Below are 20,261 nucleotides of genomic sequence, written 5' to 3'. Positions count from 1 at the left end.
TTCTGCGTGGGTCATTTACAATATTGCCCAATAACCGCCTCTCCTTAATCTGAAGGTTCGCAATGAAACAACATCAAATTCGTAAAGCCGTTATTCCTGTCGCTGGACTGGGCACTCGTATGCTTCCTGCGACCAAAGCTATCCCTAAGGAAATGCTACCCGTTGTTGATAAACCATTGATCCAATACGTGGTTAGCGAAGCCATCGCCGCGGGTATTAAAGAAATTGTGTTGGTTACCCACGCCAGTAAAAACTCTATCGAAAACCATTTCGACACCAGTTTTGAATTAGAAGCGCAATTAGAGCGCCGCGTGAAGCGTCAGTTACTCGAAGCAGTGCAATCCATTTGCCCAAAGGACGTCACAGTGATCAGCGTACGTCAATCCCAAGCCAAAGGCTTAGGCCATGCGATTTTATGTGCGAAATCCGTCGTAGGTGATGCGCCTTTCGCCGTATTGCTGCCTGATGTGATTATTGATGATGCCAGCTGCAACCTGAAAACAGACAACTTGGCCGCCATGGTGAATCTGTATGATGAAACCCAAGTCGGCCAAATCATGGTTGAAGGCGTGCCACATCATTTAGTGAACCAATATGGTATTGCGGATGTGAATGGACATGATCTACAACCAGGCGAGTCTGAGCCATTGGTCGAACTCGTTGAAAAACCGCCAGTTGACGAAGCACCATCTAACTTAGCCGTTGTGGGTCGTTACGTGTTACCCGCAGCAATTTGGCCACTACTGGCTAAAACCCCTGCTGGAGCGGGTGATGAAATTCAGCTAACTGACGCCATTGCGATGTTAATGAAGGAAGAAACTGTTAACGCTTACTACATGCAAGGTAAGAGTCATGACTGCGGAAACAAGCAAGGCTATATGCGCGCTAACGTGGAATACGCCCTGCGCCACAGCGAAATCGGTGAAGATTTTGCGCAATATTTAAAAACTGTCGTAAAAGGAATTAAATAATGACGATTTTAGTGACCGGCGGTGCTGGTTATATTGGCACTCATACCGTGGTGGAATTGCTCAATGCAGGGAGCGAAGTGATTGTATTAGACAACCTGTCTAATTCAAGCATCGAAGCCCTTAACCGTGTCGAGCGCATTGCTGGTAAATCGGTCACCTTCTACCAAGGCGATATTCTTAACAAGGCCTTACTGCAGAAGGTCTTTAGCGACCATAACATCGATGCCGTTATCCACTTTGCTGGATTAAAAGCCGTTGGTGAATCTGTTGCTAAGCCACTCAAGTATTATGAGAATAACGTGACTGGCACCTTAATTCTTTGCCAAGTGATGGCCGAGTTTAAGGTGAAAAACCTCGTCTTTAGTTCTTCTGCAACTGTGTATGGCGACCCCGCCAGCCTGCCGATTACCGAAGATTTCCCCACGGGTGCCACTAACCCCTACGGTCAATCTAAGTTGATGGTCGAGCATATACTAGCGGATTTACACCATAGCGATCCGAGTTGGAATATCGCCCGTTTACGTTACTTCAACCCTGTTGGCGCCCATGCCAGCGGCTTGATTGGCGAAGATCCTAACGATATTCCAAATAACTTGATGCCATTTATCGCACAGGTGGCAGTCGGTAAACGCGAAGCGTTAAGTGTGTTTGGCAATGATTATCCAACCCATGATGGTACGGGCGTGCGCGACTATATCCATGTGGTGGATTTAGCTCTTGGACACCTCAAAGCCCTTGAAAAGCTGGCCACCAAACCAGGACTTGTCACCTATAACCTAGGTACAGGCCAAGGCTACAGTGTGCTCGATATGGTTAAGGCCTTCGAAAAGGCCTGTGGTAAGTCGATTGCCTATCAAATTGCGCCGCGCCGTCCGGGTGACATTGCCGCCTGTTATGCAAACCCAGATCATGCAAGGAACGATCTAGGTTGGCAGGCGACTCACAGCTTAGAGGATATGGCAAACAGCAGTTGGCATTGGCAATCTACCAATCCAAATGGCTATAAAGGCTAATAATCTAAATGGCTTGCGGTAACTCCCAAGCCATTTTTATTATCCCTTAATCACAGTTAAACTCCGAAAGACCTATGACAGAAAGCATCAATCACAGCCGCCGTAATCTTTTTAGCCGCCGCAAATCATCGGCAATTAGGCCACCATGGGGGCGCGAAGGCATTGAATTTACTGACATCTGTACCCGATGCTCGGCCTGTATCACCGCCTGTGAAACTAAGATTATCTTCAAGGGGGATGGCGGCTTTCCCGAAGTCTCATTTAAGGATAATGAATGTACTTTTTGTCGCCAATGTGCCTCTGTCTGCCCAGAAGATAAGCTGTTTGATTTGACCCAACCCCCTTGGCAACACAAAGCGGTTATTCAAGATAACTGCTTAACATATCAAGGCATTTGGTGCCAAAGTTGTAAGGATGCCTGTGAGCCCCGCGCTATTAGCTTTACCTTAAGCGTGGGTAACGCGCCGATGCCGAAGATTGATAGCGAGCTCTGCACGGGTTGCGGAGCCTGTGTCGCGCCTTGCCCAAGCCAAGCCATCAGCATTAAGTCAACAGAATAAGCTTATGGCTTGAGTTAACTAGGCTTCAAGGCATGTTTAGGTTAGTATCCCACGGTCATATCACCTTCAATCACCTAGGTTTATCATCGCATGTTTGGCAAAAAATTTTCCTTTACCCGAAACACAGCCCCCGCACTGAGCTTTATCGCCGATGGGACTATGCTAACGGGCAATATTGAATTTTCCGGTGATGTCTTAATCGGCGGTGAGATACAAGGACAAATTTTGTCGCAAGCCAATATCATCGTCGAGAAAACAGGACGTATTCACGGTGAAATAAAGTGTCGGGAATTTATCATCGACGGCTATTTTAAAGGTCGATTAATTTGTGAACGTCTGATCATTCAATCCAGAGGCATTGTCGATGGCGATGTTGCCTGTACCTCAATGCAAATCAATGAAGGAGGTCAATTTATTGGCTTAAGAATTAAAGAAGACCATCAGACCATTCATGCCCACAGCCTACCATCAACAACATCGACAAACGTTTTGTTATCGCCTAATCAAGATAACTAAGCCTTTGCATGTAAAAACGCCTCATCCGTCCATTTTGACTTTTTATCTATTGTCTAAAAATCCAACTAACACAACTTTCAACAACGGCGATCGTTAACCAAATGTTAATTTAAGGATTGAGATCACAGTTAAGCCGTACTGTAAATGCTAACTTCATTAGTCAACCATGTATTGTTAATAAACGCATTTATGTACCTCAGTAAGACTGTTCTTATGAGGCTATTGCAGACAAAGACTCATCGCAAGGCGATACCAAATGAGCAACCCATTACTAAAACAAATCTGCGAACTCGATGTCTTCACCTTACTCGTCTTTAAAAGTATTTTTGATAACGGCCACGCAAATAGTGCCGCCAAAGCGTTAAACGTATCGGCTCCTAAAATAAGTCGCTGCCTAAATGCCCTTAGGTTAACTTTTAATGACGAGCTGTTTTATCGCCGCCAGCAGGGGTTAAAGCCAACCCCACTTGCAGAAAGCCTATATGTCGCCATTTGCCAATTTACCGAATCCGTCTATCACTTAGAACAATCGGCATTGCAACTCCAAAATGCGGCCAGTCATGTTGAATTGCCGTTACATATTGCCGCCAGTAATGGTTTGTTAAGCTTTTTAGCTCCACAGCTTAGTTCACCAGACGTAGTCAATGAGTTAGGGCAAGTTAGGTTACATAAATGGCAGGATAATAGCGCTGAGTTAATACATGCTGGTGAATTAGACTTTGGGATCACAATAGAGCCAACAGAAACCAAAGATCTTAATGTTTCTCGCCTTGGCTGTATTGCTAATGTGTATGTTGTTGCGTCGAAACATCATCCCCTTTGGGAAAGTCAGCTGGATATCAGCCTTGAGCAGATATGTCGTCATTCCTTCCTGTGCCTTGATCTCAAAGGCTTTAACAGTAGAATTGATCCTTTAGAACTCTTTTGCCAACGTCAGGGACTGCTGTTACCCTCGATTGAGAGAGTTGTAGATAGAGAAGAATGGTATGCACACTTACTGACAATGCAAAGCGTTGCATTTTGCTCAAGTATCGACATGCATACCGTTAAGCACATGCCAGGACTAAAATTAGCCCCTCTTCCAATCGCTGAACTGCACAGACTGCATGACACTATCATGCCGCCACAGTATTTTCTCGTTGAAAAACCACGAAGCCACAGACGTTATAGTCAAACCCAATGTGAACTTGTGATCAGTTCACTATTAACAGCCCTGACAACCAACACGCTATTAACACAATCATAGCTCGACAGCATGGATGCTTTGATTGTTTAAAAAACAGTTTAATTTGTTAAATCCAAGCTTATTTCCAGCATTTTCACTTCGATTTATGGCGCTAAATTAGCCTCACTTTTGACTCAAAAATTGGCTCCGAAAAACATTAAATATAAGTTTCATAAGTATCCGCCTCCAAAATTAATTGAAAATTAATCTCAACAAGCCATTAAAATTAAAAGTAAAAATTTGCTATCCACTTCATACTTTTAGATACGAATTACAAAATTAGAAATATTTAATTTCATATTTTAGAATTTCCATTTTGGTGTGTTAAATCACTGTTCACATATCGGATACAAACTTGTAAATACCCCTTTATAAGTAGGTGGATGAACCTATAGTAGAGTCACTGCACACGCAGTCTTATAGAAAGAAAAAGGGACGCGATGATGAAAAACTACAATAAATCTCTACTGGCACTAGCTCTCACTAGTGCCTTGTGTTTAACCGCCTGCGGGGACGGAAAAGACGGGCAAGATGGTGCACCCGGCACGCCCGGAACACCAGGTACCCCTGGAACACCGGGCACTCCTGGTACACCAGGTTTGCCAGCGGGTTCTTTTGCTAAAACCGCAGAATCTATAACCGATCTGAAATTTACTCTTAGCCCAGCTGATATCAAAGTCACAAGCAGTGAAGGTTTCAGTGTTAAATTCTCTGTTACTGGTAAAAATGCAGGAAAAGATGTGCCCTTTATGGGACTCGATAAAATTGCCCTTTACTCGTTAACGGCGAATGAAAACACCTCTGGCACTGGTGCGCCAATCGAATGGCAAAACAATGCCATGGCAAACAATGCTGGCACATCTTTAACTTGTACACTCAATGGCCTTAACGGTACTAAAAATGCGTGTACATTAACTGAAGACACTGCAAACCCAGGTACTTATACAGCCACTTGGACCTATGATGGTGCTGCACCTATCATTAACCCAAATGACAATCCTAACGCAGTACACAGGGTGTTCTTACGTGCCTACAATATCGCAAATAGCGAAGGTGTGGCTTTAGCAGATAAAATTCTATCTGTTCCAGTAGACTTTATCCCTGCGACTGATGAATTAGCCGCATCAGGTAAAGACACTGTATCAAGTGATGCATGTAAGAATTGTCATGGTGAAGCTGATGGTCATATCGCTAAGATTGAAGCCCACCATAACTATCAAGATGTTAAAAACTGCGTAACCTGCCATAACCCAGCGCAAGTACCGAGTGATGCTAACCTTGCAGCAGGTCTGATTTTTGATTTCCCTGCAATGATCCACCGTATCCACTCTGGTGCAGAAAACGCAGCTAACTTCGATTTAACCAATAAAACCGCTAAAGAGTGGAGTGAGATTGGATTCCCATCTGATCTTAAAGAATGTACTTCTTGCCACACAACTGAGCAACCTAGCTATAACACCGTTTACGCACAAGCTTGCGTGGGCTGCCATATGACAGTCAACTTCGCAACTGGTGAAAATCACTCAGAGTTTGGTTTAGCTCAAGCGGATGACACTCAATGTAACTCTTGTCATGGCGCAGGTAACTTATCTCCAGCAGTGGTTCACAGCGTAGGTAAACGTGCTGAATACGCTTCGCTGATGAAAGTGGATTTCACAACTCCTACTGTTGCTCCATCTGCAACTGTCGGCATGAAAACCATTACCTTTAAAGCTAACATCACCCTTAACGGTGCACCGATTGCTGATGGCACATCACTGAAAACCTATAACGCGACTTCAAACCCAACAGGTATGTTCGCCGCTAACGGTTTACTAGTGGGTAATGTAGCGACAGATGGTACTGTATACTCATGGCGTGATGTTAAACCTACCGCCATCAGCCTCAAACTGGAAAACGGTACTCTATCAGGCGGCGTGTTGACCATTGTTAAAGATGTTCCAGATGCACAAGCAACTGGCACTATCTACGTTGGTTCTGAAGCAAACTTCTGCGCGAAAGCCGGCAAAGTCGTTAGCTGTAATACAACGGGTCTAGAATATGGCCCAACTAGCCCAATTGGTAACACCTCTGCAGTGAAATTCTTCAACTTAGATGGTGGTACCGCAGCAACAGCTCGTATGAGCAACCCAGCCCGTATCACTGTAGCTGAAGCGAAATGTAACGCTTGTCATGGTAGCTTAGACTACGCTAAAGGTTATAGACATGGTGTTTACACCTTCGATCAATGTATGCACTGCCACAACGATACAACTGGCGCATCAGGCCATGGCGCGACTGGTTACAAAGGTGCTGATGGCAAGTTAGTCGTCACCCCAGAAGTAACCTTCAACAACAAAGACCTGTTCACTGTTGCTCACCGTTTCCACAGTGGTAACTTCGGTGTTGTGGAAGGTATCTTCCGTGATGCTAATGGTGCGTTGTTCGGTTATCCATCACCAGAAACAGATTGCGCAGCGTGCCACAAAGACGGTGCCAAACTGTTCGCAACTGACGGTGGTTTAACTTCTGGCAAACGTTCTATTAAAGTGGGTAGCTACTATATTAGCCCAGTAGCAGAATCATGCCGCACCTGTCACGCTCACTCAGATGCAGCAGCAGTAGCTCACTTTAGAAGTAATGGTGCGATTGTAGAAGCGGATGCAGTAACTGATCCTAACCTACCAGTAGAATCATGCGCGACCTGCCATGCTGAAGGTAAAACCTATGGCATAGATAAGGTACACGCAGAGGTAGCACACTAGTACTAGTACCTTTGGGTTGCCCCCTGCACAACCCGAACTTCATCTCTGCAATTTATTGGGGCCCCTACGGGGCCCCTTTTTTATCAGAATTTTTAATGAGTTGTGGCATCGACTTGAATCGTACTCTGCGCGATGCGTTGCCTTAACAGCTTAATAAATTCTCTAGGGTCACGGTCTAAACTATCGTGGGGAATATAAAGATGGTAGCCAAGGTGAGTATTGAGCATCACGCAACGATGGCCAAACATCGCTAATACCCCACGGTAACGGTCACCATCATTCACGAAAGGACTAAACTCGGCGCCAAGATAGGTTTCCAAGGTTGCTAAATCTTCCTGCTGCGATGCCGCAGTCACCAGTAATGGCCGCTGCTCAGTCAATAAGCCCGCCGCAAGACGCAATGAAATGTTATCGAGGATAGGATTCAACTGTTTGAGCTTAATGCCGATATAGGAAAGCTCAATAGTATCAACACCCTGAGTGACTCGTGGAATATCTACCCGTTGAATGTTGCTCCAGTTTATTGCAACGTTGCCGCGACGATGAAAATAAGTCAGCCCCTGCTCATCCATAGTTAATGTGGTGTCAGGCTCGTACACTTTGGCTAAGCCCAATATCAACGCAATTGCACCTAAGCTGAAAAACACTAAGCCCACGGCAAATAGCTCAGGAAATAGCACAAATAAACCAAAACCTAAGACAAAGGCGCCGGCGCCTACAATGGTTAAGGTTAAGCCATTACGTTTAGAGAGTGGACGAACCGAGACAACATCAGACTCAAGCGTCATATTTTTATTCCTGTTTTATCCAGAGCCATAAACGACCTATATATTCATGTATCGCCCGTTGCGAGGCGAGTAAGTTATCCGCAGTTAAGCGCCAGTAAAAATCATTCCTAGCCCTAAAATCCGTCGGTGCGGCGCTCGCCGTTAATCCTTGACCACTAAAGATCGCCATCGACCTTGGCATATGGGAAGCCGAGGTGACTAATCGCACGGCTTGATCGCCGAAGTGTTCTTTAAAATAGTGCGCCTCTTCAATCGTATCGCGCGCAAGGGGGATCTGAACTATACGTGATGCATCAGCGCCGAGTTCAACCGCCGCCTTTGCCATCACTTCGGCATGGGGATGTTGTGTTAGCTCCCCTCCCCAACCACTGACCACTAAGGTACAGTCTTGACCTAATTGGAGTTGCCTTAGCCCTTCAGTTAGCCGCGCTAAGGCGACCGCAGACAAAGATTGTACCGCAGTAGCACCTGTGATATCCGAGTGTGCAGACCCCAGCACCATGACTACACAGGCACCCGTAATAGGAGTGGAGTTAATGGGATATTGAGTTTCTAAAGGCTTGACCAAGTAATCCACACTTAATTGACTACTGAGTACTAAAAGCAGCGTAAATGCACCACCAATCGCCCATTTTACTAACCGCGGTTTGCGCCAAATCAACAAAGATAGCAGCAATAACAACAGGATAAATGGAACAGGCATAATTGCCTGAGAGACAACTTTTTTAATCCAAAACATGCGCTAGCGCCCAATAATCCAAAGGAGCGCAATCATAACATCAAAAGAAAGCAAAACGCATCGCCAAGGCGATGCGTTGTCACGAGTGAAAACGTAACGTTACTGGGTTATTTTTCCCATAACCAAGCAGCGCCGCGCACGCCAGAAGAGCAGCCATAAAGGTTCTGTACTACAGGCGTTTTACACTCTCTTCCCACCACATAACGAGTTAATAATGCAGGTAATCTTGGATAAATCGCCTCAATATTAGACATGCCGCCGCCAAGAACTATCGCATCGGGGTCCAGCATATTAATCACATGGGCGAGTGAGCGCGCCAGTCTGTCCATATAACGGTCAAAGGCTGCAATCGCCATTTCATCCCCCGCGTCGACTAAGGCCATGATCTCAGTGCCAGATTTCGCGGGCGTAGCTTGCACATCCACCGAACGGCTGAGGGCCTCGTTGTAATCGCGAACAAAGCCGGTGCCAGAAATAAAGGTTTCGATACAATCGGGATTCCCGCAGAAACAACGGGTAGTATTAAACTCTTCCTTGGTCATCCAAGGCAGCGGGTTATGGCCCCACTCACCGCCAATACCATTACCACCAGCGTGTACTTTGCCGTTAATGGCCACACCCGCGCCGCAGCCCGTGCCAATGATCACCCCAAACACCACAGATTTACCCGCAGCAGCACCATCCACGGCTTCGGATACCGCAAAACAGTTGGCATCGTTAGCAACCCGCACTTCACGGCCAAGCAGCTCCCCTAAATTCATATCGAGGGGATGACCGTTGATCCAGGTCGAGTTGGCATTTTTAACTAATCCTGAATAGGGAGAGATGACTCCCGGGATCCCCACGCCAACCGTGCCCTTTTCACCTAAGGTCGCTTCCGCCTCATTCACTAAATCGACGATGGCATTCAGTGTGCCCTGATAATCTCTAGGGGTATTGATACGCTTACGAAACAGTTCATTACCTTCCTCACTTAAGGCGACGAGTTCTATTTTTGTGCCACCTAAATCGATGCCCATGCGTATCATGAATGACTTACTCCACTGTTATTCGACCAAGGCGTCAATGCAGACGCCCTTGGCATTGTTCGTTATTCTGCCCAGCCTGGCGCCGTGGCAATAAAATAAGGGTTTAATATGTCAGGTTTTTGATTGTAGGTTAAGGGTAAACCTGAGTCATAACACACAACTTTGCCGCCTGCACTTTCCAACACGGCCTGCGCGGCTGCCGTGTCCCATTCGCTTGTTGGCCCTAATCTTGGGTAGAGATCGGCCTTGCCCTCTGCCAACATACAAAACTTCAGCGAGCTGCCCACGCTTAACATTTCATGTTGACCGAAATCCTTTAAATAGTCCGCCACATCAGGGCTTAAGTGCGAACGACTGCCCACCACAATCGGCACTTGTCTTAGCGTATTACAACCCAGTAGCACTTGCTCTTGCTGCCCGTCTTGTCGCCAAGCGCCTAAGTGTTTGGCGCCCAAATAGACAGTTTTGAGTACGGGCGCATAAACCACACCAGCAATAGCCACACCTTGATGGATAAGCGCAATATTGACGGTAAACTCACCATTTCGCTTAATAAATTCCTTAGTGCCATCCAAAGGGTCAATCAGCCAATAGGTCTGCCAGTGCCGACGTTCATCCCAAGCGATATCCGCCGCTTCTTCCGACATTACGGGAATACCCGCAAATTGCTCGGTAAGCTGGGCTAAGATAACTTTGTGAGCCGCCAAATCGGCCGCAGTCACAGGGCTCTCATCACGCTTTTGCGTAACGGCAAAATCCTCTTGGGCATAAATCGCCATGATGGCGTCGCCTGCCGCATGGGCAATCTTTACCACCCGTAGTAAATCGGCCTTCGAAAAATGCGCTGCCATCGCCATATTATCTGTCACTTAGCCACCTGTATTCGATTTGCTTTTCGGCATTATGCCATCGGCAGCAATTGATAATTAAGAACAAATTCATCATATATCGAGCAAAATCGACTAAGGCACTGACGAATTCACTCAGGCGCAAGGCTTAGGCCACAGGCATAAATGCTAAATAAGTCGAGTCTAAGCCAAGCCGGATACGCTGAAAAGAGTCATTGCCTAGGCTGCATTCGTATTCACAGCCTAGAAAATAAAACAGGTTGGAGAAATAAATCAGTAGCTTGGATGGAGTGCTTCGGGCATACAACTTATCTTGTATTCAAAAGATCTGAACATCATTCACAACCACTTATGGTTAGAGATAATGGCTAAAGGCCTTTTGCGGCATAATCTTCAAGCATGGCCTTTAGCTGCCACCGCCAGTCACGCCACAGCTCGGGGCAATGGGTTAATGCCGGATTTTGCCCAGTTAAGCGCTGGCGAACTTTATCGCTATTTAACGCGCTGTAACTGGGTCTTGGTGCCAGTTTATTGCCTTTCTCAAGCGCTTTTGCCGCATAACTTAGGCTATCTATAGCAGTAATCGGCACCGCTTTATCTAATAACTTCAGTGCCAAGGCTTGGCGCTGGATTTCGAGGGCAAATTCATACCAACTGCATTGCCCCTGCCCAGCATAATGGAATAGTTTGGGTCCGCCACTATCGTTTAACGGACTCGCAATCAACTGCCAAATAAGATGCGCGAGTGCATCTGCCCATGTCGGCGAACCTATTTGGTCGTTTATCACTGAGAGCGGCTGGCCATAGGGCGCAGTGGCCATCAACCTCAGCATGGTTTTCACAAAATTATGTCCATCGACACCGTAAAGCCATGCGGTGCGAATAACCATCGCGCGTTCAGCTAGGATACGCAGCACCGCTTGCTCCCCCGCGAGTTTACTCTGGCCATAGACAGACAAGGGCCTAGGTGTGGCGCTTTCGGTTAACCCGCGTTCAATTAAGCCGCTTTCAGTTAAGCCACTATTACTTAAACAGCTATCGGTTAAGCCGTTCTGATTTAACGCCAGTTCAGCAGCCTCCGCTGGCTCGCCACTAAAGACATAATCGCTGGAGATATGCACCAAACGCGCGCCCGTAAGCGCACATTCGCTTGCCAATAACTCAGGCCCAAGGCTATTGACACGAAAAGCTTCATCGGCCGCAGTTTCCGCCCTATCGACCGCATTGTAGGCGGCGCAGTTAATCACCCAGTCAGGTTTAACGTGGGCAAAGGCGGCGGCAACGCTCTGTTTATCACCAATATCTAACTGGGCATGGCTAAGCGCGTGCACACGAAAGGTGCGGCCATCGAATCGATAAGCCGCCTTGGCAAGCACTCGTATTAGAGCCTTAGACAGTTGGCTATCTGCGCCAGTTAACAATACTGTTACTGTCGATTCTGGCTCGCCATTAGGTGCATACATCGCCTTGTTATCCTTTCGCATTCTTAACGTCGGCGCCTCAAGCGATATCGTCGCTAAACAGCGGCATTAAATCGGCAACGCTTTTATGCCCCCGCTGAGTTAAGAAGTTAAGCAGTGCCATCGGTGAGCGATTAAGCAGCTTATCCTTAGGATAATCAACCGCTTCAATAATACTTAAGGCACGGTCAAAACCGCCAAGACTAAAAGCCACATGGGAATCCGAGCCCATCACTAAAGTGGCACCCAATTCTTTTGCCGCTTTGGCAATCGCGGTGCAGTTAGCTTCGCTGCCCTTGCGAGAGACTTCAAAGGAGGAATTATTGATTTCAAGCGCTACACCATATTCGGCGGCAGCGGTGACGACAGCTTCAATATCAATGGGATAAGCAGGATTACCCGGGTGGGTAATAATATCGACCTTGCCACTTTTAATGGCATTAATCATCGCCTCGGTATGAGTAGCCTTATCCGAGGGCGGAAATACCGGCTCATGGAACCCTGCCAACACAATATCGAGCTGCGACAGATAATCGCCAAAGTAATCGATTTCACCTTCGCGGTTTTTAATATTGGCCTCGATGCCGCGTAAAATCCCCACGCCATCAACCATACGCGGAAGCACACGTAAATTCACAAAATGCCAAAAATGCGGTGCATCCGCCATCGCCGGGCCATGATCAGTGGTGGCAAACAGACGGATCCCCTTTTGCTTCGCCACCGCTAAATAATCGTGGATAGTGCTATAGGCATGGGTAGATGCCACGGTATGGGTATGGGTATCGACTGGGTACTGCATGGGTCACCTCTGTCTTGTACTATTGTGTTCTGACTATTGTGTCCTGTATGCGTTAACCATTCGTCGGTTAACGTTTCTTAGGCTTAGCTAGTGGAATAGCGAGAGCAATTCATCGGCACTGCCTTGCCACGCGCCTTTGCCCTTTCCTTCGAGAATACTATCCGCTAAACCTTGCTTATGCTGCTGCATTTCTTGGATTTTCTCTTCGACCGTGCCTTCGGCAATCAGCTTGTAAACGAACACTGGGTTTTCTTGGCCAATGCGGTGTGCCCTGTCCGTCGCTTGCTTTTCTGCGGCCGGATTCCACCAAGGATCGTAATGGATAACCGTATCCGCCGCGGTAAGATTAAGCCCTGTACCGCCAGCCTTTAAACTGATTAAAAATACCGGCGTATCGCCTTCTTGGAATTTATCAATTTGCCCCTGACGCAGCCGAGTTTGCCCCGTCAGTTTGCTGTAGTCGATGTCAAGGGATTGCAGCAATTCCTCAATTAACAGCAACATACTGGTAAATTGGCTGAAGATTAAAATCTTGCGACCTTCCTGCACCATTTCCGGCAGGTTTTGGCTCAGCCAGTTTAGCTTGGCATTATTCTTAACCTTTTGCGCCTGTTCGAGTTTGACTAATCGTGGATCGCAGCAGGCTTGGCGCAATTTGAGCAAGGCATCTAAAAACTCGATATGGCTGCCCGCCACACCTTGAGTCGCAAACAATTCTCGAATTTTTTTCTCCATACTCAGGCGAATACTTTCGTATAGATTACGCTGATCTTTCTCAAGCTCTAGGGTTTGGTAGATCTCGGTTTTAGGTGGCAGCTCAGTCACCACCTCTGCCTTGGTGCGCCTTAATACAAAAGGAGCAATACGTTGACTCAACACCTTAGCCTGCTCGTCATCGCCATAACGCTCAATTCGATAGCGAAACGCCTTATTGAAATAGGCCGTTGTTCCCAAGAGTCCCGGTAAACAAAAATCCATCAATGACTTGAGTTCACCTAAATGATTCTCAAGGGGGGTGCCGGTGAGGCAGAGTCTAAATGGCGCTTGCAACGCCTTAATTTGCTGGCTCACTTTGGCTTGAGCGTTTTTAATCTGCTGCGCCTCATCAAGCACGATATGCTCAAACGGCTGAGCCTGGTAATAATCGTAATCCCGCACCATAAGGGGATAGGTAGTGACGACGACATCAAACTCGCTTAATCGCGATAACAGCGGCCCACGCTGTGCGCCATGGATCACCGCCAAACTTAACGACGGCGCAAACTTGGCCGCCTCCTTCGCCCAGTTCCCCACTAAACTGGTTGGGCAAATAATCAGGCTCGGCAGTCTTGGTTGCCCAACGGATTTTGCCTCCTGCTGCTTTAACAGAAATGCCAAGGTTTGAATGGTTTTCCCAAGCCCCATGTCGTCGGCTAAGATGCCGCCGAGTTGATATTCCTTTAAAAAACAAAGCCAATTTAAGCCCTGCTGCTGATAAGCGCGCAGCTGCGCATTCAGTCCTGTCGGCGTGCTGACCGCAACCACACCATTAAATTCGGCTAATTTTGTCGCGAGCTGACGTACCCTTTCACCATTGAGCAGGCTAATCTCGCTTTCGGCTAACTCATTGAGTAAATGCGCACGGTACTTAGGTAAGGCGATACTGTGGCCACGATGCTGCTCAAACAACTCTTGAATGATGCTCATTAGAGGCTTGATAACACTGGCCTTGATTTTTAGCCACTCGCCAGAGGGGCTGGGTAGCAATAGCTCAGCATCATCGGCTGGCTCACCATGTTGTTTTAACCAAGTGGCCACCAGCGGCAACATAGGTAAGCGTTGGCCATTGATATCGGCATGTAACGACAGGGAGAACCAGCCCTCTTGACTGTCATCCAGCTCAACCGTTAACGGCGTATCGACCACCTTAAGGCTAAACTCTGGGGCAAATCGCACCTCGATGCCTTGAGTTTGTAATCTTGGGACTTCTTCATCGATAAACGCTAGCCATTCCCGAATCGCATCGGGCAAGTTGCCTAAGCTCCAGAGGGAAGTCCCATTTGCGGCGCCCTCCAAGCTAAAGCGGCCAAACCCAAGGGTTTGCAGTTTGGACACGGCTTGCTGCTCTTCTTCAAGCGCGCGGTGAATTTGATAGGTTGTGCCGCCTTGAGTCACCAGGGTTAATGCTTCTTTTGCAGCATTGCCACTTAAGACGAGATCCCCGTAGACAAACTCCAGCACGAGATACGGCTGGGCGATGCGAGTATCCAGTGCAGATAACGGATTGCTACTAGGCATTGTGCCTGCGGGGACGACCTTAAGAGTCAACCGAAGCTGTAACTTATCTCTCAGCTCGACAAAATCGATGGCGCTTGGCGGCGGCACAGTGCGCGCCGAAAAATGCTTGATTAGTCTATGGCTCACCAATTCAACCTGGGTGCTCGGCACGGGCGGCATTTGGCTGAGTAGACGCAGCTTATCGACGCTAATGTCGGTATCGATAAGGCCGATGTGAAAATAATCCAGCTCGATATAGTAAGGCGGCTCTGTCGGCACTAGCTCCCAGTTATCCCGCTCGGGCAAGACTAGGCGCATTTGCTTGTGTTCGCTGTCGATATCCTGCCAGAGAAACTGCGGCGTAATGGCCTCACCCGCGGTTAATGCGAGGCGGCTCTCTTCCCAGAAGCAGCGTTCGGTGGCGAGCATTTTCTCAAGCGCTACGGCACCTAACTGCGCCTTAAGATACAAACGCGATGCGCCGTGGCGTCTGGTCGACATAATAAGATTTAAGATCAGCACATCCTCGGCGCCAATCCAAGCGGGCATATAATATTGCACGTCCGAGAGCGCAATCTTAGTGCCCTTGTTGTAACCGCCCTTTTTACCAAGCTTGCCGCGTCTCAGCTCGATAAACACCCCGTTATCGTCCTTTGAAAGGATATACAGCACCCTGTCATCGTAGAGGGATTCGACATCATTCACATTGGGGTCATCGGCTTCATCGAGTAGGTGTAACCACTGGGCGATACGTTGATCTTCAACGGTCTTATCCGTAAGCAGACTGTAGAGTACCGCGGCCATATGCTTGCAGTTGCCGCTAGCAGGGCAGGAACAAAAGCCATTCATCACGAGTTTATGATTAACACTGACCAGACGAATATCCTGACGATAAGGCGTGGTTTCCGTGCCAGTGACGGTGCCTTCGATATGGCGAAAATCGGCATTGGCTTTCGCGCTTAACACCCTCCCCTGCATCACATAATCACGGGCGCGCATTAGTGTCGGCGGCGTGAATAAGGACTCAATAGCCGTTTGAGTCAATTGAATTGGCTCTTGGGGGGACAAGCGATTCATCTGCAAAACCTTGAAACTCAAAAATACCTCGACGGACAATAAACCATGATTGTCTAAGGCATTTATCAACGTGTAAGGGGGAATTGTATTGAAACCGAATGGCGAAAGCCAGAATAGGACTCACATACGAGAGCCGGATAACATACCCGCAGGGCTCGCCTGCGGGTCGTTAGCTCACGCAAGCTTAGGCTTGGCTGCGTTTTTCGGCGATATAACGGTCAACTAATTTTTCTAGAATATCTAAGGGAACCGCACCATTTTTCAGCACCACATCGTGAAAATCCCGTAAATCGAATTTATCACCTAGGGCTTGTTTGGCTTTTTCCCGCAGTTCGAGAATTTTCATCATACCCACCTTATAGGCCGTCGCTTGGCCGGGCATAACGATATAACGCTCGATTTCGGCGGTCACATCACGGTCAGACATACCAGTGTTTTGTTTCATATAGTCAATGGCTTGCTCACGCGTCCAGCGGCTGTGGTGAATTCCCGTATCGACAACCAGACGCACCGCCCTAAACAGCTCCGCCTGTAATCGACCGATATTGTCGAAGGGATCTTGTTGAAAACCGAGTTCCCAGGCTAAACGCTCAGAATAGAGTGCCCAACCTTCGATATAAGCCGTAAAAGGCGCCATCTTACGGATCAGTGGTTGCCCTTCAAGCTCCATCGCCACCGCGATTTGGAAGTGATGCCCAGGGATCCCCTCATGGTAAGCCAAGGTACGCATGCCGTATTTAGGCGTCGCTTTGATATCGAACAGGTTGGCGTAGAAACGCCCCGGACGACTACCGTCAATCGCCGGCTGCTGGTAATAAGCGCCCGGTGCAGTTTTCTCTTTAAATTCAGGAATGCGCACCACTTCCATTCCCGCTTTAGGGCGAATACGGAAGGCATTGTCTAAGCCCGCATTCACTTCATCGAGGATTTTTTGGTAATCCACTAAGATCTGCGCCCGGCCCGCATCTGAGTCTTCATAATAGAATTTAGGATCGGCGGCCAGCGCTTCGATTGCCACCGAGAACCCTTGGCTGGTGTCGTATCCCTGCGCGGCCAAAATCGTCATGATTTCGTCCTGAATACGGCTTACCTCGGCTAATCCCTTGGCATGGATTTCATCGGCGCTGTAATTTGTGGTGGTAAAAAACTTCAGCAACTGCTCGTAGGCCACATCGCCATTCGGCAAAGCCCAATAACCATCGTTCGTGCCAGCTTTAGTCTGTAATGCCGTGAAGTAATCGATAAAGAGTCGATATGCTGGTTTAACATCGGACTCGATATTGGCTTTTGCCTGCGCGAGCAAACGCGCCTGCTCATCAGCACTGATTTGCGTGTCGGCAAGCTTAGTTTTAAAAGAGCTGTAGAGAATATTGTCTTCGACGGGCGCATTAATGAAGTCATTCATTTCGGTTAGCACCCGCTCAATCACAAACTTAGGCGGAATAATGCCTTTAGCCTCTCGAAGCTTTAGTCCTTCAAGGGTTTGGCCAAATTTAGTCTTCACCGCAATTAAGCGTGATAGGTAGTTTTCGGCATCTTCAACCGAGTGCACTTGGTGCTGTGCCTGCATAAAGCTGGGATAACCATTTTGTACACCAAACAACTGATTTACTGGGTAATTGTGGTAGCGATAGGGTTCAGATGCCAAGGCAAAATCCGCCAGATACAGTGCGATATCCTTCGAAATGCGCTGATTATCATCTAGGTCGGTATCTTGGTAGCTGAGTAAAGTATCCCTGAGAGCACGGACTTGGGTAAAGGTTTTATCCATGGCCGCAGGGCTATCATCGTCGAGCAAGGCATTGTGGCCAGTGATGCCAACGGATTCTAAAAATCCCAAGGAGGTTAAGGTCTCGGGGCTTTCGAATGCCATTTTGACCACACTTCTATCTAAAAATGCACGGAAGAAAAATGGTTTTTTCGCATACCATTCATGGGCGGCGAGCGCCCCAAGCAACAGCACTATGGCGAGAGTGCCAAGTCCAATTCGTTTTAATACCGTTTTCAATATTCACGCTCCTAGCCATTGTCGGGACCATATGCCCAAGATAATTTTGCAGCGAGAATATCACCATCACACTTAAGCAACAATTTTATAACGTAACGAATCATTGCAATTGGTATTTACCAGCGTAACGCCTCATTCTGGTAAAACACTTGACAGAATAAGCAGATAGCTAACGGTTACCCCAATGGGGTCGACGAGCGCATCTAAAAGTTAGGTTTGTGGTTACTTTTGTAAGTCGTCATATCAGTACCTATGCAAGCATACAGCTATCCATGCAACAGCTTGGCCTCAGCTTTCTCAAGCCTTCTGGGCTTACCCATAATCAGCAAAATATCCCCAGCGCGAAATATCCAATCTTGCTCTGGATGTTCAACTTCGGCGCCGCTGCGGCGGATTGCCCTCAGTTCGACTCGCAACTGTTCCCAATCGATATCCGCCACTTGTTTGCCGACAGCATAGGCACTGCGATGTAACAGAACGGCATGGAGCGACTCTAAGGTAACGTCGGTTTCAGTCCCCGAAAAGAAGCCGTGTAAAAACTGATAATGGTTGCGCCTTTCTGACTCCAATCGTTTGAGGATCCTTGCTAAAGGTACACCGCATTGATGCAACACCTGTGAGACTAACATCAGACTACCTTCTAAGGTCTCGGGGATCACTTGATTCGCCCCCGCCTTTTGCAACATGGCAAGTTCACTATCATCACGGGTTCTGACTAAAATCTTAGCCTCTGGAGCCAACTGCTTACACAGGGGTAAAGCCTCTTCTAAGCTACGGGATTCACAGAAAGTGATAACGATCATCTTGGCATGTTTAATCCCCACTTGTTTAAGGATCGCCCGCTTACACACATCACCAAAATAAATCGGCTCCCCTGCCCGGCGCGCCTCAGATACCCGTGTGGGGTCAAGATCGAGCACTAAATAGGGCACGGCTTCTGTCTTTAAAAACCGTGCTATAGTTTGGCCAACGCGGCCATAGCCTAAAATCACCACTAGATCATGTTCGTCGGTAACAATCGGAATCACTTCATCCACATGCCCCGACTGGCGGATCCCCAAAAGCCATTTGGCAATATCCACACTATGACGCACTAACCAAGGCGCAAGGCTCATAGACAATACCGCGACCATCACCAGCATAGTACTGGTCTCGTTACTCAATAGGCCATAACTCACGGCAAGCGCCAACACCACAAAACTAAATTCACCTACCTGCGCCAAACTCAAAGCCGTGCTGATAGCAATCCGAAATGGCTCGCCGACCAGTCGCAATAAGCCATGGATAATCAGTGCCTTGCCACCTACAACCGCGAGCAAGATAAGTAAAATCTGCCACCAAAACTGCATCACCAGCGCGAAATCTAACATCATGCCGATGGAGATAAAAAACAGCCCCATGAGTAAATCGCGAAACGGTCGAATATCAGCCTCAAGCTGGCGGCGGTACTGGCTCTCACCGAGCAGCATTCCCGCCATAAAGGCCCCGAGCGCCATAGACAAGCCTAACCACTGGGTAAAAGCCCCCGTGACTAAGGCCACCACCAGCGTCGAGAGTACAAAGAGTTCATTAGAGCGCGATCTCGCCACCTCATCAAACAGTCGAGGTAAGGCCCATTTGCCTAAGGCCATCAGCAAGAAGAAAGCAAGAATCCCCTTCAGCAGCGCCAAGGCGATTGCCGCTAACATCAAGGGCTCATCATTATTTTGGGCCAGTAAAGGCAGTAGAATAAGTAGAGGAACGACAGCTAAATCCTGAAATAACAACACACTAACCGACAACTCACCATGGCGGCGTCTTAGCCAGCCCTGCTCGTTAAGTAGCTTGAGCACAATCGCAGTGGAAGAAAGCGCAATTGCCGCGCCGATAACCAGAGACTCAATCCAATTCTGGCCACAGGCCAACGCAACCAGCATAGTGAGTACTGTTGTGACGATAACCTGCGCGCTACCTAAACCAAATACAGTTCTGCGCATCGCCCATAATCTTGGCACCGAAAATTCTAACCCTAGGGTAAACATCAAGAGCACAACCCCAAGCTCGGCGACAGATTGCATTTGCTGCTGAGTAAACCAGTGGAACCCACTGGGTCCACTCACCACACCCGTTAATAAATACGCCAAAATGGCTGGTAAACCGATACGTCGTAGCAAGGCAATCGCGACGATAGCAATGACCAGCATCAGCAGAATTTGGATCAAGAAACCATGTTCCATAGATACATTTGCT

The 20,261-nt window shown here is 47.8% G+C and carries 15 protein-coding genes; 6 read left to right on the top strand and 9 right to left on the bottom strand.

Annotation, left to right across the window (positions count from 1 at the left end; all coding sequences use genetic code 11):
- Nucleotides 1-62 precede the first annotated feature (62 nt).
- The 6 genes from galU (at nt 63) to SHD_RS12270 (ending at nt 7,029) form a co-directional block, all read left to right on the top strand.
- Nucleotides 63-971, top strand: a complete 909-nt coding sequence (galU, locus tag SHD_RS12295) for a UTP--glucose-1-phosphate uridylyltransferase GalU (RefSeq protein ID WP_023267414.1) — start codon at nt 63-65, stop codon at nt 969-971.
- Nucleotides 971-1,984: a UDP-glucose 4-epimerase GalE gene (gene galE / locus SHD_RS12290; RefSeq protein ID WP_023267413.1), complete on the top strand. Its 1,014-nt coding sequence runs from the start codon at nt 971-973 to the stop codon at nt 1,982-1,984. Before galU ends, galE begins: the two co-directional genes overlap by 1 nt.
- Before the next feature lie 74 nt (nt 1,985-2,058).
- Nucleotides 2,059-2,544, top strand: coding sequence for a ferredoxin-type protein NapF (gene napF, locus SHD_RS12285; RefSeq protein ID WP_023267412.1), 486 nt, complete (start codon nt 2,059-2,061; stop codon nt 2,542-2,544).
- A 90-nt stretch (nt 2,545-2,634) separates the two neighbouring features.
- On the top strand, nt 2,635-3,060 hold the full coding sequence (locus SHD_RS12280; protein ID WP_023267411.1) for a bactofilin family protein: 426 nt from the start codon (nt 2,635-2,637) through the stop codon (nt 3,058-3,060).
- A gap of 256 nt (nt 3,061-3,316) precedes the next feature.
- A complete protein-coding gene (locus SHD_RS12275) occupies nt 3,317-4,306 on the top strand; it encodes a LysR family transcriptional regulator (protein ID WP_023267410.1) in 990 nt (329 codons plus the stop codon).
- Between the two features lie 419 nt (nt 4,307-4,725).
- A complete protein-coding gene (locus SHD_RS12270; RefSeq protein ID WP_023267409.1) occupies nt 4,726-7,029 on the top strand; it encodes an OmcA/MtrC family decaheme c-type cytochrome in 2,304 nt (767 codons plus the stop codon).
- Nucleotides 7,030-7,121: 92 nt separating this feature from the next.
- Here SHD_RS12270 and SHD_RS12265 read toward each other — a convergent pair whose 3' ends face one another.
- The 9 genes from SHD_RS12265 to SHD_RS12225 form a co-directional block, all read right to left on the bottom strand.
- The gene (locus SHD_RS12265; protein ID WP_023267408.1) at nt 7,122-7,817 is read right to left on the bottom strand and encodes a DUF2982 domain-containing protein; all 696 of its coding nucleotides are present in this window, start codon (nt 7,815-7,817) and stop codon (nt 7,122-7,124) included.
- A 4-nt stretch (nt 7,818-7,821) separates the two neighbouring features.
- Nucleotides 7,822-8,556: a YdcF family protein gene (locus tag SHD_RS12260; RefSeq protein ID WP_023267407.1), complete on the bottom strand. Its 735-nt coding sequence runs from the start codon at nt 8,554-8,556 to the stop codon at nt 7,822-7,824.
- Nucleotides 8,557-8,663: 107 nt separating this feature from the next.
- Nucleotides 8,664-9,584, bottom strand: coding sequence for a fructokinase (mak, locus tag SHD_RS12255; protein ID WP_039978290.1), 921 nt, complete (start codon nt 9,582-9,584; stop codon nt 8,664-8,666).
- Nucleotides 9,585-9,646: 62 nt separating this feature from the next.
- Nucleotides 9,647-10,441 carry a 3'(2'),5'-bisphosphate nucleotidase CysQ gene (cysQ, locus tag SHD_RS12250; protein WP_023267405.1) on the bottom strand — a complete coding sequence of 265 codons (795 nt, stop codon included), beginning with the start codon at nt 10,439-10,441 and terminating at the stop codon, nt 9,647-9,649.
- 359 nt (nt 10,442-10,800) lie between these two features.
- Complete coding sequence (locus SHD_RS12245) at nt 10,801-11,895, bottom strand: SDR family oxidoreductase (protein WP_039978286.1); 1,095 nt, start codon at nt 11,893-11,895, stop codon at nt 10,801-10,803.
- Nucleotides 11,896-11,932: 37 nt separating this feature from the next.
- Entirely contained in the window at nt 11,933-12,691 is a 759-nt protein-coding gene (locus tag SHD_RS12240; protein ID WP_023267403.1) for a phosphatase, read from the bottom strand.
- 87 nt (nt 12,692-12,778) lie between these two features.
- Complete coding sequence (locus SHD_RS12235) at nt 12,779-16,024, bottom strand: DEAD/DEAH box helicase (protein ID WP_039978284.1); 3,246 nt, start codon at nt 16,022-16,024, stop codon at nt 12,779-12,781.
- 184 nt (nt 16,025-16,208) lie between these two features.
- A complete protein-coding gene (locus SHD_RS12230) occupies nt 16,209-18,032 on the bottom strand; it encodes a DUF885 domain-containing protein (RefSeq protein ID WP_023267401.1) in 1,824 nt (607 codons plus the stop codon).
- A gap of 266 nt (nt 18,033-18,298) precedes the next feature.
- Entirely contained in the window at nt 18,299-20,248 is a 1,950-nt protein-coding gene (locus tag SHD_RS12225; protein ID WP_023267400.1) for a monovalent cation:proton antiporter-2 (CPA2) family protein, read from the bottom strand.
- Nucleotides 20,249-20,261 lie beyond the last annotated feature (13 nt).

Origin of the sequence: Shewanella decolorationis S12 (genome assembly GCF_000485795.1) — a bacterium.
Lineage (GTDB): Bacteria > Pseudomonadota > Gammaproteobacteria > Enterobacterales > Shewanellaceae > Shewanella > Shewanella decolorationis.
The sequence above is the reverse complement of the archived record's forward strand: the minus strand, read 5'-3'. Positions and strand labels throughout refer to the sequence as shown.

Excerpts from the sequence above, each read along its gene's own strand:
- mak (WP_039978290.1), bottom strand. The coding sequence starts at position 9,584 with ATGATACGCATGGGCATCGATTTAGGTGGCACAAAAATAGAACTCGTC.
- SHD_RS12245 (WP_039978286.1), bottom strand. The coding sequence starts at position 11,895 with ATGTATGCACCTAATGGCGAGCCAGAATCGACAGTAACAGTATTGTTA.
- SHD_RS12275 (WP_023267410.1), top strand. The coding sequence starts at position 3,317 with ATGAGCAACCCATTACTAAAACAAATCTGCGAACTCGATGTCTTCACC.
- SHD_RS12270 (WP_023267409.1), top strand. The coding sequence starts at position 4,726 with ATGATGAAAAACTACAATAAATCTCTACTGGCACTAGCTCTCACTAGT.
- SHD_RS12225 (WP_023267400.1), bottom strand. The coding sequence starts at position 20,248 with ATGGAACATGGTTTCTTGATCCAAATTCTGCTGATGCTGGTCATTGCT.
- galU (WP_023267414.1), top strand. The coding sequence starts at position 63 with ATGAAACAACATCAAATTCGTAAAGCCGTTATTCCTGTCGCTGGACTG.
- SHD_RS12235 (WP_039978284.1), bottom strand. The coding sequence starts at position 16,024 with ATGAATCGCTTGTCCCCCCAAGAGCCAATTCAATTGACTCAAACGGCT.
- SHD_RS12260 (WP_023267407.1), bottom strand. The coding sequence starts at position 8,556 with ATGTTTTGGATTAAAAAAGTTGTCTCTCAGGCAATTATGCCTGTTCCA.
- SHD_RS12265 (WP_023267408.1), bottom strand. The coding sequence starts at position 7,817 with ATGACGCTTGAGTCTGATGTTGTCTCGGTTCGTCCACTCTCTAAACGT.
- SHD_RS12280 (WP_023267411.1), top strand. The coding sequence starts at position 2,635 with ATGTTTGGCAAAAAATTTTCCTTTACCCGAAACACAGCCCCCGCACTG.
- napF (WP_023267412.1), top strand. The coding sequence starts at position 2,059 with ATGACAGAAAGCATCAATCACAGCCGCCGTAATCTTTTTAGCCGCCGC.
- cysQ (WP_023267405.1), bottom strand. The coding sequence starts at position 10,441 with ATGGCGATGGCAGCGCATTTTTCGAAGGCCGATTTACTACGGGTGGTA.
- SHD_RS12240 (WP_023267403.1), bottom strand. The coding sequence starts at position 12,691 with ATGCAGTACCCAGTCGATACCCATACCCATACCGTGGCATCTACCCAT.
- galE (WP_023267413.1), top strand. The coding sequence starts at position 971 with ATGACGATTTTAGTGACCGGCGGTGCTGGTTATATTGGCACTCATACC.